General features: G+C 60.8%; 14 protein-coding genes. 4 read left to right on the top strand and 10 right to left on the bottom strand.

Annotation, left to right across the window (positions count from 1 at the left end; all coding sequences use genetic code 11):
* Window positions 1-29: 29 nt before the first annotated feature.
* Window positions 30-1,769 (bottom strand): dipeptidase, encoded by a 1,740-nt coding sequence (locus QRN48_RS06710; protein ID WP_285349600.1) that lies wholly within the window; start codon window positions 1,767-1,769, stop codon window positions 30-32.
* A gap of 379 nt (window positions 1,770-2,148) precedes the next feature.
* Here QRN48_RS06710 and QRN48_RS06705 point away from each other — a divergent pair, with 379 nt between their 5' ends.
* A complete protein-coding gene (locus QRN48_RS06705; protein ID WP_191943448.1) occupies window positions 2,149-2,763 on the top strand; it encodes a hypothetical protein in 615 nt (204 codons plus the stop codon).
* A gap of 762 nt (window positions 2,764-3,525) precedes the next feature.
* Here QRN48_RS06705 and QRN48_RS06700 read toward each other — a convergent pair.
* From QRN48_RS06700 to QRN48_RS06665, 8 genes are all read right to left on the bottom strand, one after another.
* Window positions 3,526-4,461, bottom strand: a complete 936-nt coding sequence (locus QRN48_RS06700; RefSeq protein ID WP_285349599.1) for a carbohydrate kinase family protein — start codon at window positions 4,459-4,461, stop codon at window positions 3,526-3,528.
* A gap of 33 nt (window positions 4,462-4,494) precedes the next feature.
* The gene (gene xylB / locus QRN48_RS06695; RefSeq protein ID WP_285349597.1) at window positions 4,495-5,976 is read right to left on the bottom strand and encodes a xylulokinase; all 1,482 of its coding nucleotides are present in this window, start codon (window positions 5,974-5,976) and stop codon (window positions 4,495-4,497) included.
* 21 nt (window positions 5,977-5,997) lie between these two features.
* Window positions 5,998-7,515 carry a mannitol dehydrogenase family protein gene (locus QRN48_RS06690; RefSeq protein WP_285349596.1) on the bottom strand — a complete coding sequence of 506 codons (1,518 nt, stop codon included), beginning with the start codon at window positions 7,513-7,515 and terminating at the stop codon, window positions 5,998-6,000.
* Between the two features lie 34 nt (window positions 7,516-7,549).
* Window positions 7,550-8,653 (bottom strand): ABC transporter ATP-binding protein, encoded by a 1,104-nt coding sequence (locus QRN48_RS06685; protein ID WP_191943444.1) that lies wholly within the window; start codon window positions 8,651-8,653, stop codon window positions 7,550-7,552.
* 198 nt (window positions 8,654-8,851) lie between these two features.
* A complete protein-coding gene (locus QRN48_RS06680) occupies window positions 8,852-9,685 on the bottom strand; it encodes a carbohydrate ABC transporter permease (protein ID WP_191943443.1) in 834 nt (277 codons plus the stop codon).
* Window positions 9,686-9,695: 10 nt separating this feature from the next.
* Window positions 9,696-10,628 carry a carbohydrate ABC transporter permease gene (locus QRN48_RS06675; RefSeq protein WP_037010586.1) on the bottom strand — a complete coding sequence of 311 codons (933 nt, stop codon included), beginning with the start codon at window positions 10,626-10,628 and terminating at the stop codon, window positions 9,696-9,698.
* Between the two features lie 75 nt (window positions 10,629-10,703).
* Window positions 10,704-12,026 (bottom strand): ABC transporter substrate-binding protein, encoded by a 1,323-nt coding sequence (locus QRN48_RS06670; RefSeq protein ID WP_285349595.1) that lies wholly within the window; start codon window positions 12,024-12,026, stop codon window positions 10,704-10,706.
* 242 nt (window positions 12,027-12,268) lie between these two features.
* Window positions 12,269-13,174, bottom strand: coding sequence for an AraC family transcriptional regulator (locus QRN48_RS06665; RefSeq protein ID WP_285349593.1), 906 nt, complete (start codon window positions 13,172-13,174; stop codon window positions 12,269-12,271).
* 361 nt (window positions 13,175-13,535) lie between these two features.
* Between QRN48_RS06665 and QRN48_RS06660 the strand changes: the two genes are divergently transcribed.
* The 3 genes from QRN48_RS06660 to cobF all read left to right on the top strand — a co-directional run bounded on the left by QRN48_RS06660 (window position 13,536) and on the right by cobF (window position 14,981).
* A complete protein-coding gene (locus tag QRN48_RS06660) occupies window positions 13,536-13,718 on the top strand; it encodes a type II toxin-antitoxin system HicA family toxin (RefSeq protein ID WP_191943657.1) in 183 nt (60 codons plus the stop codon).
* Window positions 13,719-13,753: 35 nt separating this feature from the next.
* Window positions 13,754-14,155 carry a type II toxin-antitoxin system HicB family antitoxin gene (locus tag QRN48_RS06655; protein ID WP_191943441.1) on the top strand — a complete coding sequence of 134 codons (402 nt, stop codon included), beginning with the start codon at window positions 13,754-13,756 and terminating at the stop codon, window positions 14,153-14,155.
* 64 nt (window positions 14,156-14,219) lie between these two features.
* Window positions 14,220-14,981, top strand: a complete 762-nt coding sequence (gene cobF / locus QRN48_RS06650; RefSeq protein ID WP_191943440.1) for a precorrin-6A synthase (deacetylating) — start codon at window positions 14,220-14,222, stop codon at window positions 14,979-14,981.
* A 17-nt stretch (window positions 14,982-14,998) separates the two neighbouring features.
* Here the strand turns inward: cobF and QRN48_RS06645 are convergent, their stop codons facing one another.
* Window positions 14,999-16,285, bottom strand: coding sequence for a glycosyltransferase (locus tag QRN48_RS06645; protein ID WP_285349591.1), 1,287 nt, complete (start codon window positions 16,283-16,285; stop codon window positions 14,999-15,001).
* Window positions 16,286-16,292 lie beyond the last annotated feature (7 nt).

Raw genomic sequence — 16,292 nt, 5'->3', positions numbered from 1 at the left:
CGTCATTGCAGCGGGCCCGGGGCAAGCGGTCAGAGCTTCGGCAGCTGACCGATACGGCCCATCATCTCCGTGACGATTTGCAGGTCCAGCAAGAACTGCTCCGTGGTCTTGAACTCGGCGTCCGTGTGCCCGGTGTATTTCACGTCTGGTTTGGCCAGACCGAATTGCACACCATTTGGCAGCTCATGGACCGACGTGGCGCCGGCTGATGTGCCGAATTTGTGTTCCATGCCCAGATTTTCGGTGGCCACGGCCAGCAATGCCTTGACCCACTCGCCTTCCGGGTTGCGGTACATCGGCTCGGCAATGGAATACGTGAACGCAGGGGCAATGTGGCTTTGCTGGCTCCACGCGGTGAGCTTCTGCTCAATCTGCGCTTTCAGGGCTTCGGGCGACTTGCCCCGCGGCACGCGCAGGTTGACCGCAAGCTTAAAGGCTTTGTCGTCCATGGCCACATAGGTCAGCGAAGCCGTCAGCGGACCCATGAATTCGTCGCTGAAGCCGACGCCCAGTTTGCTCCCCAGGTAATCCAGCCCCCAGTTTTCAGCGGCGTAGCGAGCGGCGTCGGTAATGGCGTTGCGCTTGAGCGCAACCTTGCCGTCCAGGCCGTTGATGAAATCGAGCATACGCGCCACCGGGTTGACCCCCGACTCAGGCTCCGAGGAGTGCGCCGAAACACCCGTGACCGTCAGCTTCACGTCCTTGCCCGCCACTTCAGCAGCCACTTGAAAATTTGCGCCGTTGCGTTGCGCGTACTCGGCTCCGGCTTTCTGCAGCTCGGCCGCAAGTTCGGCAGGGCGGTCGGTCACCAGCGTGGCGACGGACTTCGACGGAATCTGGTTGGTGGCCATGCCGCCGGTCATCGAGGTGATTTCCGCGCCGGTGCCCTCGGCGGATCGGCGTGGGAAACTGGCCATCACCGTTCCGTAACCCTTCTCGGCGATCACTACCGGGTAGCTACCGTCGAGCGCCAGGTTGTAGGCCGGCGTCGGGTTGCGTTCGAAATAATAGGGGATGGCGTCGCCGGAGGTTTCTTCGGTGGTGTCGATCAGCAGCTTGAAATGGCGCGCCAATGGCAGCTTCTCTTCCTTGATGACTTTCATGGCGTACAGCGCCACAACGATGCCGTTCTTGTCATCCTCGGTACCGCGGCCGTACATGCGGTCACCGATCAGAGTGACTTTGAACGGATCAAGCTTCGTGCCATCGGCCAGCACCCAGTTGTCCGGGGTGACCGGGACGACGTCGGCGTGGGCATGGATGCCGACCACTTCCGGGCCTGAGCCTTCAAGGGATATCTCGTAAACGCGGTTGTCGATGTTGCGAAAGCTGAGGTTGAACGACTGCGCGAGGGTTTTGATCTTCTCGGCCATCTTGATGAACGCAGGGTTGTCGTGCTGCGCTACGCCCTCGGTTTGCACCGTCGGAATCGCGACCAGCTCGCGCAAGGTGTCAGTGGCCGCGCTGCCATATTTGATCCGCGCGTACAGGCCCAGCAGGCGATGGATATCGTTCTGCTCGTCAGCTGACAGTTTTTTATTGGCGAGGAAGGCGCTGATGGCGGGTTCCACGCCAGCCGCTTTGATCACATCGGTGTTGCTGACGGTCTTGAGAAACTGACGGAAATCGGTGACCGATTTTTCCTGGAAGCTGCCGATCAGCGCGCTGCTCTGTTGCGCGCTGAGATTGGCGTTGGCTGCAGGCGCAAACGCCGAAACGCTGGCGAGCATCAGGGTAGTGGCGGCGAGATGCTTGAGTGAAAAATCCATACGTGGGGCATTCCTTGGCAATCGTGGTGAGGGAAATGTCTGATCGTTCGATCAGAAAACACCGCACGCTACCATCGCCGGAGAGGCAGGGGGAGCCCTTGGCAGGACATCTGTCGCCTCTAAAGGCGAAAGCGGCGCAGATACGAAAATCACCTGGGTATCGGCCGAGCCGACGTGTTCGTTGCGGCGACGCAGAGCGGCATGAATCTGCCGCACGCGGCAACCTCGCGTCGTTCCTTCGGCCCGGCTCCGGCCAAGATATGAGATCACAACACCGAGCTCACCCTGCCGGGCGGACGTTACCGGCGGTCATCCCGCACGTGGCATCGTTTTTGCTGATCTACCGGGACATCGGACAACTTGAATAAGGAGGTGGATGATGATCATCGGCAACAGTGCCATTCAGCACATGGTCTCGAAGGCCGTAACCCGTACGCATTTCGACCCGGCGGCCACGGACGCGTACACCAGCGCCATCGCCGGCGCCACCACACCTGTGGCGGCCATTGCGAGTAACGCGGACGGCGTCGACCAGGGCAGTGACAACAGCAAGCAGGGCTATAACGAGTCGTTCGCCAAAATGATGGTGAGCCTGAAAGCTGCGGCGGCCAACACGGCAGCGTCGCTGACAGATGACGACAAGGCGGCAGCCGCGGCGAAGTTCGTTTCCAGCTCGGACAAGCAAGTCGCTGCATCGGACAGCGTCAGCAAAACCGTCTCCGACACGCTGGCGGTGGGCGATGGGGCTGGGGGCACTGATAGCCTTGGCTCGGCCAAGGACCAGTTCCTGTCCTACATGAACCAGACCGATGCCGAGAAGGTGCGTCAGCAACTCACCGGCGTCAGCAAAGACGAATACGACGCCATGACACCGCAGGAACAAGCGGCGGTCGACAAGCAAGTGACCGAGCTGCAGAAACAAAAGATGGATCAGCAAGTGGCCGAGCAGGACGTGAAGACCAAAATCGCGATGGCCAAGGCTGAAATGGTCTGATTGGTCATTCACCCATCATGTTTGTTTACACGGCAATAGAAGAACGCTTGGCCGCCACCGGGGTGTACCAGCAGCTCTGATGCAGCTGGGCCATTGCGTTTCGCGGGCAAGCGCGCTCCTACAGACGGGCGTTGCGCTCAAATATGAATCGTTCCCACGCTCCGCGTGATAACGACAGTTGGCAAGCAGCGTCCTCCGGCCGCTAACAGCTTCCCGGCTAAAGCCGGTCCCACAAAGGCACCTCGACCAGCCCTTAGGACCTGCTACCGGCAAAAGCTACCCGGCTAAAGCCGGTCCCACAAAGACACCACAACCAGCCAGTAGGACCGGCTTCAGCCGGAAAATTCTGATCTGCTTGTGATCCGCTTCTGATCTGTTTTTGCTCCGCTTTTGATTTTCTACACAAAAAGATCAAACACCGCCAATCGCGACTTGGGTGCAGGCTGAACGCAGGTTTTGCGCAGTGGGCCGAGCCGCATGGATGCGGCGAGAGCGCCGTTGCGGACATGGATGTCCGTTCGGCGCGGGCCCACGGAGCAAGACCGGAGTGAAGGAACCCCGACGAAGGAGGGGCCCAACCAGGAGCAGGCACCCTTGGTTACTTGGGGGTGGTGCGACTTTCGACTGTTTACAAGTAACTCGCCGAAGGCGAAACCCGAGGCCGTTAGGCCGACGCCCTTGATCTTGATCTTGATCTTGATCTTGATCTTGATCTGGATTTCGATCTGGATTTCGATCCCCGCATTAGCGCTAAACGCTTAGCTAAACCACCTCAGCCCGATAGGGCAAATCCGGCCCCTCCCGCGTACACGTGACCGCCGCTGCCGCCACCGCAAACTCCAGCATCTTCGTCAGCGTCTCACGATCAACCCCGGCCAAATGCCCAGGCGCATCCAGACCCCGCTCCGTCAGAAACGTAATCAACGCCGCCTGAAACGTATCACCGGCGCCTACCGTATCCACCGTCTCGACCTTGCGCGCCGCCGCCGACCAACTCCCCAACTCCCGGGTGAATATCGTCGCGCCCTGGCGACCGCGGGTCATGATCACCCACTGGCAATTGTCCTTCAGCCAACCCTTTGCAACCGTTTCCGCGTCCTTCTCCGGATACAGCAACTCCAGATCCTCGTCACTGACCTTGATGATGTGCGCATGCTCGGTAAACTTCGCCACCTGACTGCGCCACAGATCGATGCTCGGCGCGGGATTAAGGCGAACGTTAGGGTCGAAAGTGATCAGGCGCTTGCTGCTCTCCCGGCGCACCAGCGCGAGCAGGGTATCGGCGACCGGTTGCACCACCAGCGAAAACGATCCCACATGCAGCCCGCGTACGCTGTCGTCCAGCGCCGGCAGGTGCTCGGCGGTCAGCATCCGGTCGGCGCAGCCCTCGCCGCGAAAGCTGTACTGCGGCGAGCCGTCCGCGCCCACCGCGACCATCGACAGGGTCGTCGGTGCGTCAACGTGGACGAGAAAATCATCGCGCACACCTTCGTGCGCCAGCACGTTCGCCAGTCGCTTGCCCAGATAGTCACTGGAAATCCCGGAGAAAAAGCCGGCGTCAATCCCCAGCCTGCGCAGCCCGACTGCTACGTTGAACGGCGAGCCGCCCGCGATGGCCTGATAACCCACCTTATTGCCTTGTCCGCTGTCAGGCTGACAGAAAAAGTCGAACAGTGCTTCGCCACAGACCAGATACATAGTTGCTCCATAAAGGCCGACAGGGCTTGTCCGTCAGAGGCCCTGCAATTGATTGCGATAGTGCTGATAAACCGCGTGGTACGCCGCTACGTTTTCAGGCAACGGCCGGGTTTCACTGGCCGGATCGAGGCTTACGCAGCGCGCGCAGAGTGCCTGCAGCGATAGGGCATCGCCGCTGGCGTGAGAATGACACCACGCCGCCTGAATCGCCGCGCCCAGCGCCGCCGCTTCGGCACCGGTGGTGCAGATCACCGGGGTGTCCATGATGTCGGCCACGATCTGCCGCCAGACAGCACTTTTGGCGCCGCCACCGATGAGGCGAATGTTATCGCTTTTGATGCCGCTGTCACGCAGCAGATCAAGGCCGTAACGCAGACCGAAGGTGGTGCCTTCGACCACCGCGCGGCACAGGTTGGCCTGGTTAAGATTGGTGCTGTCCAGACCCAGTATGCTGCCGGTGGCGTGGGGCAGGGCGGGCACGCGCTCGCCGTTGAGGAACGGCAGCATGAGCACACCCTGAGCGCCGATGGGGGAGGACGCAACGGCCGCATTGAACGCGCCGATGTCCAGCGCAAACAATTCGCGAATCGCGCTGGTGGCGTTGGTCAGGTTCATGGTGCAGATCAACGGCAGCCAGCCGCCCGAAGAGGAACAGAAGGTCGCCACCGAGGGCTGGCTGTTGACATTGCCTTCTTCGGCGAAGGCGTAGACCGTGCCCGACGAGCCCAGGCTCATGGTGATCGACCCCGGCGCGATATTGCCGGTGCCGATCGCGCCCATCATGTTGTCGCCACCGCCACTTGAAACGATGGCATCCGGGTTCAGGCCCAGCCGCTCGGCGATGGCAGGCAGGATTTTGCCGACCGGCTGATGCGCCTCGATCAGCTCCGGCAAAGCCTTGACCAATCGCCCGCTGGGGTCAATGTGCTGAAGAATCTCCAGGTCCCACTCGCGGGTGCGGACGTTGAAGTAACCGGTGCCCGACGCGTCGCCAAATTCGCTGCAGCTGCGCCCGGTCAGCCAGTAGTTGAGGTAATCGTGGGGCAGCAGAATCCGGTCGATGCGGGCGAACAGCTCGGGAAACCGTTCCTTGCTCCAGAGCAACTTGGAGACCGTGTAGCCCGGCGCGATGGCAATACCGAGGCGCTCCAGCGATCCCGCTTCACCGCCCAGATAGGCCAGCAGCTGATCGTTTTCCGGGGTCGATTCGGTGTCGCACCACAGCTTGGCCGGGCGCAGCACCTGGCCTGATTCGTCGAGCATGACCAGGCCATGTTGCTGCCCGGACACGCCGATGGCCTGGATGTCCTTCCCGGAAACCCCGGCCTGCTGCAATGCCGCTGCCGTCGCCTGCTCGAACGCATCGAGCCATTCCTGGACGTCCTGCTCACGGCGCCCGTTGGCGCCGCTGATCATGTGGTGGGCGCCCGAGCCTTCGCCCAGCACCTTGCCGCTGACCGCGTCCAGAACAATCGCCTTGGTGCCTTGAGTGCCGCAATCGATGCCGAGAAACATGTTCACCTCTTTAGGCTGAGCTCAGACGGTTTTCGCCAACAGGTTTTCCAGGGTTTTGCTGACGCCCAGTTGCTTCAGGCTGTTCAGGTTGTGCTCGAACGATGCCACGAACTCGGCAGACTGTGGAATCGCCGCGCCGAATATCTCTTCCACTTCCAGCAGGCGCTGGGTGACCAGCACGTCATCTGCCACCAGCGCCTTGCAAAAGTCGGCGCGTGGATCGACGACGGTGTAGGGCACGCCGTTCTCCCCGGTGAAGTCGCGGTTGCGGTTGCCCTGCAGGTACAACGCCCAGGCAGCGACCACCAGCGAAGCGCGGTCCATGTTGCCGCTGTCGAGGATCAGGCGGTTGATCGTCGGCACGGTGAATTTAGGGAATTTCGAAGAGCCGTCGGAGCACACGCGTTCAAGCTGGTCGGCAATCGCCTGGTTGGAGAAACGGTCAATCAGCGTCTGCTTGTACTCGGTCAGGTCGATGCCTGGCACAGGTGCCAGTTGCGGGGTAACGTCCAGGTCCATGTAGGTGCGAATGTAGTCCACGAACAGCGGGTCGTTCATGGTTTCGTGAACGAACCGATAGCCCTTCAGCGCGCCCAGGTAGGTCAGTGCCAAGTGGCTGCCGTTGAGCAGCTTGATCTTCATCTCCTCGTACGGCGTGACGTCGTCGGTAAACTGCACGCCGACCTTTTCCCAGGCCGGGCGGCCGTTGACGAATTTGTCTTCCAGCACCCATTGTACGAAGGGTTCGCAGACCACCGGCCAGGCATCGTCGATGCCTTTCTGGTCGTGCAGTTGCAAGCGGTGTGCGCTGCTGGTCATGGGCGTGATGCGGTCAACCATGGCGTTGGGGAAGCTGACGTTTTCGGCGATCCAGTCATGCAGCTCCGGGTCACGCAGCTTGGCGAATGCCAGCAGCGCCTTGCGGGTGACGGCGCCGTTGTGCGGCAGGTTATCGCAGGACATCAGGGTGAAGGCTGGCGTGCCTTCGGCGCGACGCCGGGTCAGTGCCGCGCACAGATAACCGAACACGGTTTTCGGGGTGGCGGGGTGTTGGAGGTCGTGCTGGATCTGCGGCAGATGGCTCATGAACTCGCCAGTGCTGTCGTCGATGCAGTAGCCGCCTTCGGTGATGGTCAGCGAAACAATGCGGATGTCTGCACCGGCGAGCTTGTCGATGAGTGCGATGTCACTGTCGGTGGACATGAGCATCTGGCTCATGGCGCCGATGACGCGGGTCTCGGTGTCAGGCGTGTCGCCCAGTTCGAACAGCGTGTAGAGAAAATCCTGGCCCTTCAGCGCCTCGAAGTTGCCGCGGTCTTCCTCGCGCAGGCTGACCCCGCAGATGGCCCACTCCAGCCCTTCGGCGGTGTTGTCGCGGGCGCCCAGGGACATCAGCGCGTCGGTGTAAAAGGCCTGATGCGCGCGGTGAAAGCCGCCGACGCCGATGTGCACAATGCCCTGGCGCCGCTCATCGAGTGAGTAGGCGGGGATGGCGATGCCGTCGCCCAGATTGCAAAGGTTTTGCTTGTTCAGTTTCATGACTGCGTTCCCGGATTCTGATGGAAGCAAGGGCTCAGGCGGCGGCCTGCAGCGCTCTGCGGATGACCTGCCCCTGAGCGTCGAACAGGTGGCAGTGCGCGCTGTTCAGGTGCAGTTTCAGTGTTTCGCCATACTGGCTGGCCAGGTCGCCGCGTATGCGCATGGTCAGCGCTTCGCCGGAGGTGGTGCGCACGTGGCAGTAGGTGTCGCTGCCCAGACGCTCGCTGACGTCGGCAATCACCGTCAGTTGGCAATCGCCTTCGTTGGCCAGTTCAAGGTGTTCGGGACGGATACCCAAAGTAACCGCATCGCCGACGCGCTGTTGCGCGTTGGTGAAGGGCAGCAGCACTTTCGTGCCGGCGTCGAGGGTGACTTCACAGGCCGACGCTTCGACGCGGCTTATGGTGCCCTTGAGAAAGCCCATCTTCGGCGTGCCGAGGAACCCTGCGACGAACAGGTTGGCCGGGTGGTGATAAAGCTCCAGCGGCGACCCGACTTGTTCGACGCGACCGCCGTTGAGCACGACCACCTTGTCGGCCAGGGTCATGGCTTCGACCTGATCGTGGGTGACGTAAATCATCGTCGCCTGCAACTCCTTGTGCAGGCGCGACAGTTCCAGTCGGGTCTGCACGCGCAAGGCAGCGTCAAGGTTGGACAGCGGTTCATCGAACAGGAAGATTTTCGGGTTGCGCACAATGGCGCGGCCGATCGCCACGCGCTGGCGTTGACCGCCCGACAGCTGCTTGGGCTTGCGTTCCAGCAATGGGCCGAGTTCGAGAATGCGCGCGGCTTCGTCGACCTTTTTCTTGACCTCATCCTTGGGCGTACCGGCGAGGTCCAGCGCAAAGGACAGGTTTTTGCCCACCGTCATGTGCGGGTACAAGGCGTAGGTCTGAAACACCATCGCCAGGTCTCGCTTGGCCGGGGTGACCTGGGTGATCTCGCGGCCATCGAGCTCGATACTGCCGCTGGTGACGTCTTCGAGGCCGGCGATCAGGCGCAGCAGGGTGGATTTGCCGCAGCCCGACGGGCCAACGAAAACCACGAACTCGCGGTCTTTCACGTCCAGGTCGATACCTTTGATGATCTGGTGGCCATCGAAGCCTTTTTGCAGATTTCTGATTGTCAGGTTAGCCATGATGGGCTCCAGTTTTATTCTTCATGAATTGCCAGCGGATCGAAGGGCTCGACGCTGCCCTGTAGGAGCGCGCTTGCCCGCGATTGCGGTCCGTCAAGCGATACATTCAGCGCTGACCCATCGCCATCGCGGGCAAGCGCGCTCCTACAAGGTCACGCCGGGGCCGATACCACGCAGAGCGTGGTAACCACCACTGAATTACTTCACGGCACCAAACGACAGGCCGCGCACAAGTTGTTTCTGGCTGATCCAGCCGAAAATAAGAATCGGCGCACAGGCCAGCGTGGACACCGCCGACAGCTTGGCCCAGAACAAACCTTCAGGGCTTGAGTAAGAGGCAATCAAGGCCGTCAGCGGTGCCGCATTGGACGACGTGAGGTTCAGCGACCAGAACGCCTCGTTCCAGCACAGGATCAGCGACAGCAGCGCCGTCGAGGCCAGACCGCCCTTGCAGATCGGAATCAGCACCTTGAAGATCTCCTGGCGAGTGGTCGCGCCATCCAGCCGTGAGGCTTCGAGAATCTCGCCCGGGATGTCCTTGAAGTAGGTGTAAATCATCCACACCACGATGGGCAGGTTGATCAGCGTGTAGATCACGATTAGCGCAATGCGCGAATCCAGCAGGCCAAAGGTCTTGGCCAGCAGGTAGATCGGCATCAGCACGCCCACCGGCGGCAACATCTTCGTGGAGAGCATCCACAGCAGCGTGCCCTTGGTGCGCTTGGTCTCGAAAAACGCCATGGAATAGGCCGCCGGCACGGCGATCAACAGGCACAGGATCGTCGCGCTGAAGGAAATCAGGATCGAGTTCCAGGCGAAGTGGAAGTAGTCGCTGCGTTCCTGGATGTGCAGGTAGTTTTCCAGCGTCGGCGTGAAGATGAACTGCGGCGGTGTGGCAAACGCGTCGAGCTCGGTCTTGAAGCTGGTCAGGACCATCCAGAAGATCGGAAAGAAGATCAGCGCGGCGATCAGCCACGACAAGGTGCCGAGCAGCGCACTTTGCAGGCGACGGGATTGTTTGAGCGTCATCATGGCCTTGCCCTCAAGACTTGTCGGTGAGGTTTTTGCCGATCATCCGTACCAGGATGATCGCGGCAATGTTGGCGATCACGACGGCAATCAAGCCGCCCGCCGATGCCATGCCCACGTCGAATTGCAGCAGCGCCTGGTTGTAGATCAGGTACGCCAGATTAGTGGACGCAAAACCCGGCCCGCCGTTGGTGGTGGTGAAGATTTCGGCGAACACCGAGAGCAGGAAGATGGTTTCGATCATCACCACCACGGCAATCGGACGCGCCAGGTGGGGCAGGGTCAGGTGCCAGAAAATCGCAATCGGGCCGGCGCCATCCAGGCGTGCCGCTTCTTTTTGCTCCTGATCCAGCGACTGCATGGCGGTCATCAGAATCAGAATGGCGAACGGCAGCCACTGCCACGACACGATGATGATGATCGACAGCATCGGGAAGTTCGCCAGCCAGTCGATGGGTTGGGCGCCGAACAGCTTCCAGACCCAGGCGAGGATGCCCGAGACCGGGTGGAAAATCAGGTTCTTCCAGATCAGCGCGCTGACCGTGGGCATGATGAAAAACGGCGAGATCAACAGCACGCGGACAATGCCACGGCCGAAGAACTCAGTGGCTTCCAGCAGTGCCGATATCAACACGCCCAGGATGACGCTGATGGCCAGCACGCTGCCCACCAGCAGCAGGGTATTCATGGCCCCTGGGAGAAAGCCCGCGTCGGTGACGAAAAACTCGAAGTTCTCCAGGCCGACAAATTCGTTTTCGCCGGGATTGAGCAGGTTGTAGCGAATCAGCGAAAAATAGATGGTCATGCCCAGTGGCACGATCATCCAGACCAGCAGCAACAGCACCGAGGGGCTGACCAGAAACCAGCCGGGCTTGGTGACGCTGCCTTTGGCGGCTGATTTATCGTCGGCCGCTGTAGTGCGCGGGGTGAGGGTTGAGGTGTTCATGTCGACTCCGAACCGGGCGAAAGCGTGAGCGTCGGCGGCGGGCTAGCAACGCCTGCCGCCTTGAAGCAGCGGGTGTCAGCCTTTTTTCGGGTAGCCCGCGCGCTTCATTTCACGTTCCGCCACGCTTTGTGCGCTGGTCAGCGCCTGGTCAACACTGGAAGTGCCTACCAGAGCCGCCGAGAATTGCTGGCCGACCGAGGTGCCAATCGACTGGAACTCGGGGATGGTCACCAACTGGATGCCCACGTACGGGACCGGCTTGAGGGTCGGCGCTTTGGGCGTGACCGCCTTGAGGGATTCCAGCGTGATGTCGGCAAACGGCGCGGCTTTTTTATAGGCGTCCGTATACGTCGACGCGCGGGTGCCCGGCGGTACGTTGGACACGCCATCCTGCTCGGCAACCAGTGAGGCGTACTCTTTGGACGTGGCCCATTCGGTGAAAGCGCGCGCGTCCTTGTCGTTCTTGGCACTGGTCGGGATCGCCAGTGCCCACGAGTACAGCCACGCCGAGCCTTTGTCTGTGACTTCGTGAGGCGCGTAGGTAAAGCCCACGCTGTCGGCCACTTTGCTCTGGGCCTTGTCGGTCACGAACGAACCGGCGACGCTGGCATCCACCCAGATGGCGCATTTGCCGCTGTTGAACAGTGCAAGGTTCTCGTTGAAGCCGTTGCTGGAGGCGCCCGGCGGGCCGTCTTTCTTCATGACATTGGTGTAGAAGGTCAGCGCGTTCTTCCATTCAGGCTGGTCGAACTGCGGTTTCCACTGCTCGTCGAACCAGCGGGCGCCGAACGAGTTGGCGACGGTGGTGATCAACGCCATGTTCTCGCCCCAGCCGGCCTTGCCGCGCAGGCAGATGCCGTACTGCTCCTTGGATTTATCGGTGAGTTTGTCGGCGAATTCTGAAATCTGCGTCCAGGTCGGACGCTCCGGCATGGTCAGCCCGGCCGCTTTAAAGAGGTCTTTGCGGTAGTAGGTGATCGAGCTTTCGGCGTAGAACGGCAGGGCGAACAGTTTTCCGTCTACCGACAAGCCGTCGCGCACGGAAGGGAACACGTCATCGAGGGCGTAGGACGCAGGCAGATTGTCCATCTCTTTGAGCCAGCCCTTGGCCCCCCAGAGTGAGGCTTCGTACATGCCGATGGTCAGCACGTCGAACTGGCCGCCTTTGGTGGCGATGTCGGTGGTCAGGCGCTGACGCAGGACGTTTTCTTCGAGCACGACCCATTTCAGCTTGATGTCCGGGTGCTGTTCTTCGAAGGTCTTGGACAGCCGCTGCATGCGGATCATGTCGCTGTTGTTGACCGTGGCGATGGTCACGTCGCCCGCTGTGGCGGTGTTGCACAGGGACAGGAGGGTCAGACAGGTACCGGCAACGAGAACTTGTGCAGAGGTCTTCATTTATCACTCCTCTTCAGCGCCCCGAGGGACGACAGAAGCTTGGTTATTGTTTTTGTTTCTTCCGGAGGCCAGGAAGAATGTCGCCTGATTACAGCCCTAAGCGCACGCGCTGACAAATCCTGCGGCGCACTGGAACTGATACTTTCTTGCACTTAGCTTTGAGAGGGCCACACGGGGGAACTGCGCCAGCGCACGACGCGGGGCAGTTCCAGCGTAGCTGAAGGGCGGGAATGGGCAACGAATCAGTACAGGTTTTGTTCGGTCAGGCGCTGCACGGCCAGGCGGCGATAGTGCGAAGGCGTCATGCCCTTGAGTCGCTGGAATCGGCGGTTGAAGTTGGAAATGTTATTGAAACCCGACTCGAAGCAAACGTCGGTCACGGGGCGGTCCCCGTCGGCGAGCAGTTCGCAGGACTTGCTGATGCGCAGCCGATTGACGAATTCGACGAAGCAGCGCCCGGTCGCCTGTTTGAACACGCGGGAAAAGTACGTCGGCTTCATGCCCAGGTACTCCGCCACTTCTTCCAGCGGCAGCTCCCGGGCGTAGTGGGCGAAGATGTAATCCACGGCCTTGTTGGTGCGCTCCACGGCGTGATCGTCGGAGAGCTGAGAGGCGGTGGTGCCAGAGAGCAGCTGGAAGTCGTCACTGGCGGCAAGCACTTCCAGCAGAATGAAGAAATGCCCCAGGCGGGTGATGCCTGAAGTGTCGGCGATCTTCTGCATCAGTCGGGTGGCCTGACGGATCGTGCGCTTGCAACGAAATTCGATGCCGTACTGGGCGCGTTCAAGCAGCGGCGCCAGGGTCTTGAGCTCGGCAAATACCTGATTGCCGCTGTCGAGCAGCTCCTCGGTGAAATTCACCAGCATGTCGCGCTTGGGCACGACTTCGTCCTCGTCGATCTGACTGATCCAGTTGTGTGGCAGATTCGGGCCGGTGAGAAACAGCGATTCGGGGTGGAAATTGCCAATGTAATCGCCGACAAACACTTTGCCCGAGCTGGCCACGATCAGGTGCAGCTCGTATTCCTTGTGGAAATGCCAGCGGACCAGCGGACAGGGAAATCCGTGTTCGCGGTAGATGATCGACAGACCGTTATGGTCGTCCATCAACTCGTAGGACGGGTCGGTGACTCTTGTTGTTTTGATCATGCGGGTGCCGGTCTGGAGAATGGCGTGTGGGGGTAATGTGCACTATTTGTCGGGCGGAATACAGACGCGGGGTTTACCAGAATGTAGCGGGGCGCGTGACTTCAGCAGGGCCGTCTTTAGCCGGGAAGAGGCAGTCTCAGGACCATCAAACCCCGCGGCGAGACGCTCGACGCCCTATCAGCTGAAGCCGGGCCCACTAAAACGCCTGCAGTGCGTCATTGGGATGTCTGCGTCAAGATCGCGACGCGCTGAAGGTTGTCTCGAGATGACGTTACATACCGTCACTTATGAACTTTCCCGCGCGGTGGCGCAAGAAACTGCGGTGTGTACTATCCACATCAGTCCACAAAGGGATAGGCTGATGCGCAGCAGGGAGATGATCAGGATGATTGAGGACGATGGGTGGTACCTGGTCGAGATCAAGGGGAGTCATCGCCAGTATAAGCACCCGATCAAAGCCGGGCGTGTCACGGTTCCTCATCCGAAAGATGACCTGCCCAAAGGCACCGTTCACAGCATATTGAAGCAGGCTGGCCTCAGGTAGACGGTGTGAGGCAGTAGGCTTGGGAGGACGAGGAAATGAAGTTACCTGTTGTATTACACAAGGATCCTGAGTCGGTGTACGGCGTGACTGTGCCGGATATTCCAGGATGCTTTTCCTCCGGCGCTACCTTTGGCCAGGCGCTGGATAACGTGAAGGAGGCGTTGGCGCTGCACTTCGAAGGGCTCGTCGCGGATGGTGACCCGTTGCCTACAGCCTCGGATATCGATGCCCACGTTCATAATCCTGACTTTAAGGGGGGCGTTTGGGCCGTGGTTGAATTCGACGTAACTCCCTATTTCGGCCGCTCGGTACGGTTCAACGCCACGCTGCCAGAGGTGCTGCTTGAACGCATCGACGCACGGGTCAGGAGCGATCAGCGCTACCGTTCACGCTCTGGATTTCTGGCAACGGCAGCCTTGCGCGAGCTTCATGAATAGCAGCGATCAACCTTGATTTGCGCATGGCGTCAATGCACTTTCACTTGGACGATCAACCACCACCATGAAAACAATCCTGATCATCGGCATCGGCGCGGGCAATCCCGAGCACATCACTGTTCAGGCGATCAAGGCGTTGAACCGCACCCAGGTGTTTTTCATTCTCGACAAGGGCTACGCCAACGATGATTTGCTCGCGCTGCGGCGGGACATTTGTACGCGCTACATCGAGGGGCACGACTACCGCCTTGTGCAGGTCAGCGACCCCAGACGCGACAGCGATTCGCCGTCCTACCGCAGCGGCATCGAGCATTGGCATGAGCAGCGCGCCGCGCTATTCGAGCAACTGATCAGTGACGAGCTGAAGCCAGGCCAGACCGGGGCGTTTCTGGTGTGGGGCGACCCGGCGCTGTACGACAGCACGCTGCGGATTCTCGATCACGTCCTCGCGCGGGGCGGTGCATCCTTCAAGTACGACGTGATCCCCGGCATCACCAGCGTGCAGGCGCTGGCGGCGGCGCACCGCATCGGCCTGAACCGTATCGGAGAGCCTGTCGACATCACCACAGGTCGGCAGATCGCGGCGCAGCAGGGCGGCGACATTCACAACAGCGTGGTGATGCTGGACGCACATTGCACCTTCGAACGTTTTGTCGATCAGGCGCTGCATATTTATTGGGGCGCGTACCTGGGCACCGCTGACGAAATCCTCATTTCAGGGCCGCTGCATGAGGTCAGCGCGCAGATCCGTGAGGCGCGGGAAACGACGCGTGCGCGAAAAGGCTGGATCATGGACACCTACATCTTGCGCCGCGCCGTGAGCTGACGCGGTGGGCTGCGATGTCAGCCGTTTCTATTCTTGGCTTCGATCCATTGGGACATGTATTGCGTGCTCTTGTGCTGGTGATGACGAAGCATGGCCCCGGTGAAGTTGGCCAGCCGGTGCGCTGCCAGCCCTTCACGCAGCGCAAGAATACGCGCTACCAGCGCCTGGCAATGCCGGGAGTGGTCATACCGCGCCAACAGCAGTTGCCGGCCATCGCGCTGCGCCTGTCCCCAGCGCTCGGCGTCTGTGTAAAAGCTGACGGCTGCGTCGGCCAGCGCTTGCGCCTCGCACGCCACCGCCCCGGGAAAGGCCAGCTCGCCGTGCATGGCCTCGGCGCCGATGGGCGTTGTCACCGTGGGCGTGCCGCAGAGCATGGCGTCGATAATCTTGCCCTTGATGCCCGCGCCGAAGCGCAGCGGCGCCAGCGAAACCCGCGCCGCGCTCATCACTTCCAGCGCATCTTCGGCCCAGTTCATGATGTGAAAGCCCTGCGCGGGTTTGTGCAGCGCGGCTGCCTTGGGCGGTGTGTACGCGCCGTAGACATGCACCTGCGCGGTGGGCAGCTGAGCGCGGATCAGCGGCCAGACGGTGTTCTTCAGCCACAGGACCGCATCCCAGTTCGGCGCGTGGCGAAAATTGCCGATGGTGATGAAATGCGCGCGGTCTTCGAAGGCGCCGTCGTACTCGGGCACATCGCGCACCAGCAAGGGCACCCAATGCAACTGGGCAGCCGGAACGGAAAAACAGTCGACCAGCAGCTCGATTTCAACATCGGAGACCATGAGGCTCAGGTCACTGCGGTGAATCGCGGCAACTTCGCGCAGCGCCAGGTCCGAGGCTGCCATCCGGCTGAAAAGCTGTTCGCGGGGCATGTTGAAACAGTCGGTCAGGTCAGCGTCGGGTTTGCCGCCCAGCCATTCCTTGACGGCTTGATGACGGGCATGCCGCAGGCTCTGCAGATCAGAGGTTTCCAGCACCCGGAGCGCATGCGGGCAGTGCTTTTCGACGCGCCAGCCGAACTGTTCTTCCATCAAAAACTGGTCGAACAGCACCACGTCAGGCTGCAACGCGCTGATGAATGTATCGAAGCTGTCGTGATTGAGGGCGATGGTGGCTTCGGCGATCCCCAGTGTGGCCAGATCAGCCTTGTGCTCACCTTCATTGGCGGCGCTGGCGAAGGTGACCTGCCAGCCTTGCTCGAGAAAACAGTCGATCAGCTGCATCACATGGCCACTGGCCGCAGACGAGCGTGGCTCGGGCCAGACGTAGCCAATGATCAGCACATGGATCGGGGGTTGCTGCACGGGGTAC

The sequence above is a fragment of the Pseudomonas sp. ME-P-057 genome (genome assembly GCF_030208975.1).
Lineage (GTDB): Bacteria > Pseudomonadota > Gammaproteobacteria > Pseudomonadales > Pseudomonadaceae > Aquipseudomonas > Aquipseudomonas lutea.
The sequence above is the reverse complement of the archived record's forward strand: the minus strand, read 5'-3'. Positions and strand labels throughout refer to the sequence as shown.

Coding starts and splice junctions, on each gene's coding strand:
- QRN48_RS06710 (WP_285349600.1), bottom strand. CDS start 1,769: ATGGATTTTTCACTCAAGCATCTCGCCGCCACTACCCTGATGCTCGCC.
- QRN48_RS06705 (WP_191943448.1), top strand. CDS start 2,149: ATGATCATCGGCAACAGTGCCATTCAGCACATGGTCTCGAAGGCCGTA.
- QRN48_RS06700 (WP_285349599.1), bottom strand. CDS start 4,461: ATGTATCTGGTCTGTGGCGAAGCACTGTTCGACTTTTTCTGTCAGCCT.
- xylB (WP_285349597.1), bottom strand. CDS start 5,976: ATGTTTCTCGGCATCGATTGCGGCACTCAAGGCACCAAGGCGATTGTT.
- QRN48_RS06690 (WP_285349596.1), bottom strand. CDS start 7,515: ATGAAACTGAACAAGCAAAACCTTTGCAATCTGGGCGACGGCATCGCC.
- QRN48_RS06685 (WP_191943444.1), bottom strand. CDS start 8,653: ATGGCTAACCTGACAATCAGAAATCTGCAAAAAGGCTTCGATGGCCAC.
- QRN48_RS06680 (WP_191943443.1), bottom strand. CDS start 9,685: ATGATGACGCTCAAACAATCCCGTCGCCTGCAAAGTGCGCTGCTCGGC.
- QRN48_RS06675 (WP_037010586.1), bottom strand. CDS start 10,628: ATGAACACCTCAACCCTCACCCCGCGCACTACAGCGGCCGACGATAAA.
- QRN48_RS06670 (WP_285349595.1), bottom strand. CDS start 12,026: ATGAAGACCTCTGCACAAGTTCTCGTTGCCGGTACCTGTCTGACCCTC.
- QRN48_RS06665 (WP_285349593.1), bottom strand. CDS start 13,174: ATGATCAAAACAACAAGAGTCACCGACCCGTCCTACGAGTTGATGGAC.
- QRN48_RS06660 (WP_191943657.1), top strand. CDS start 13,536: ATGCGCAGCAGGGAGATGATCAGGATGATTGAGGACGATGGGTGGTAC.
- QRN48_RS06655 (WP_191943441.1), top strand. CDS start 13,754: ATGAAGTTACCTGTTGTATTACACAAGGATCCTGAGTCGGTGTACGGC.
- cobF (WP_191943440.1), top strand. CDS start 14,220: ATGAAAACAATCCTGATCATCGGCATCGGCGCGGGCAATCCCGAGCAC.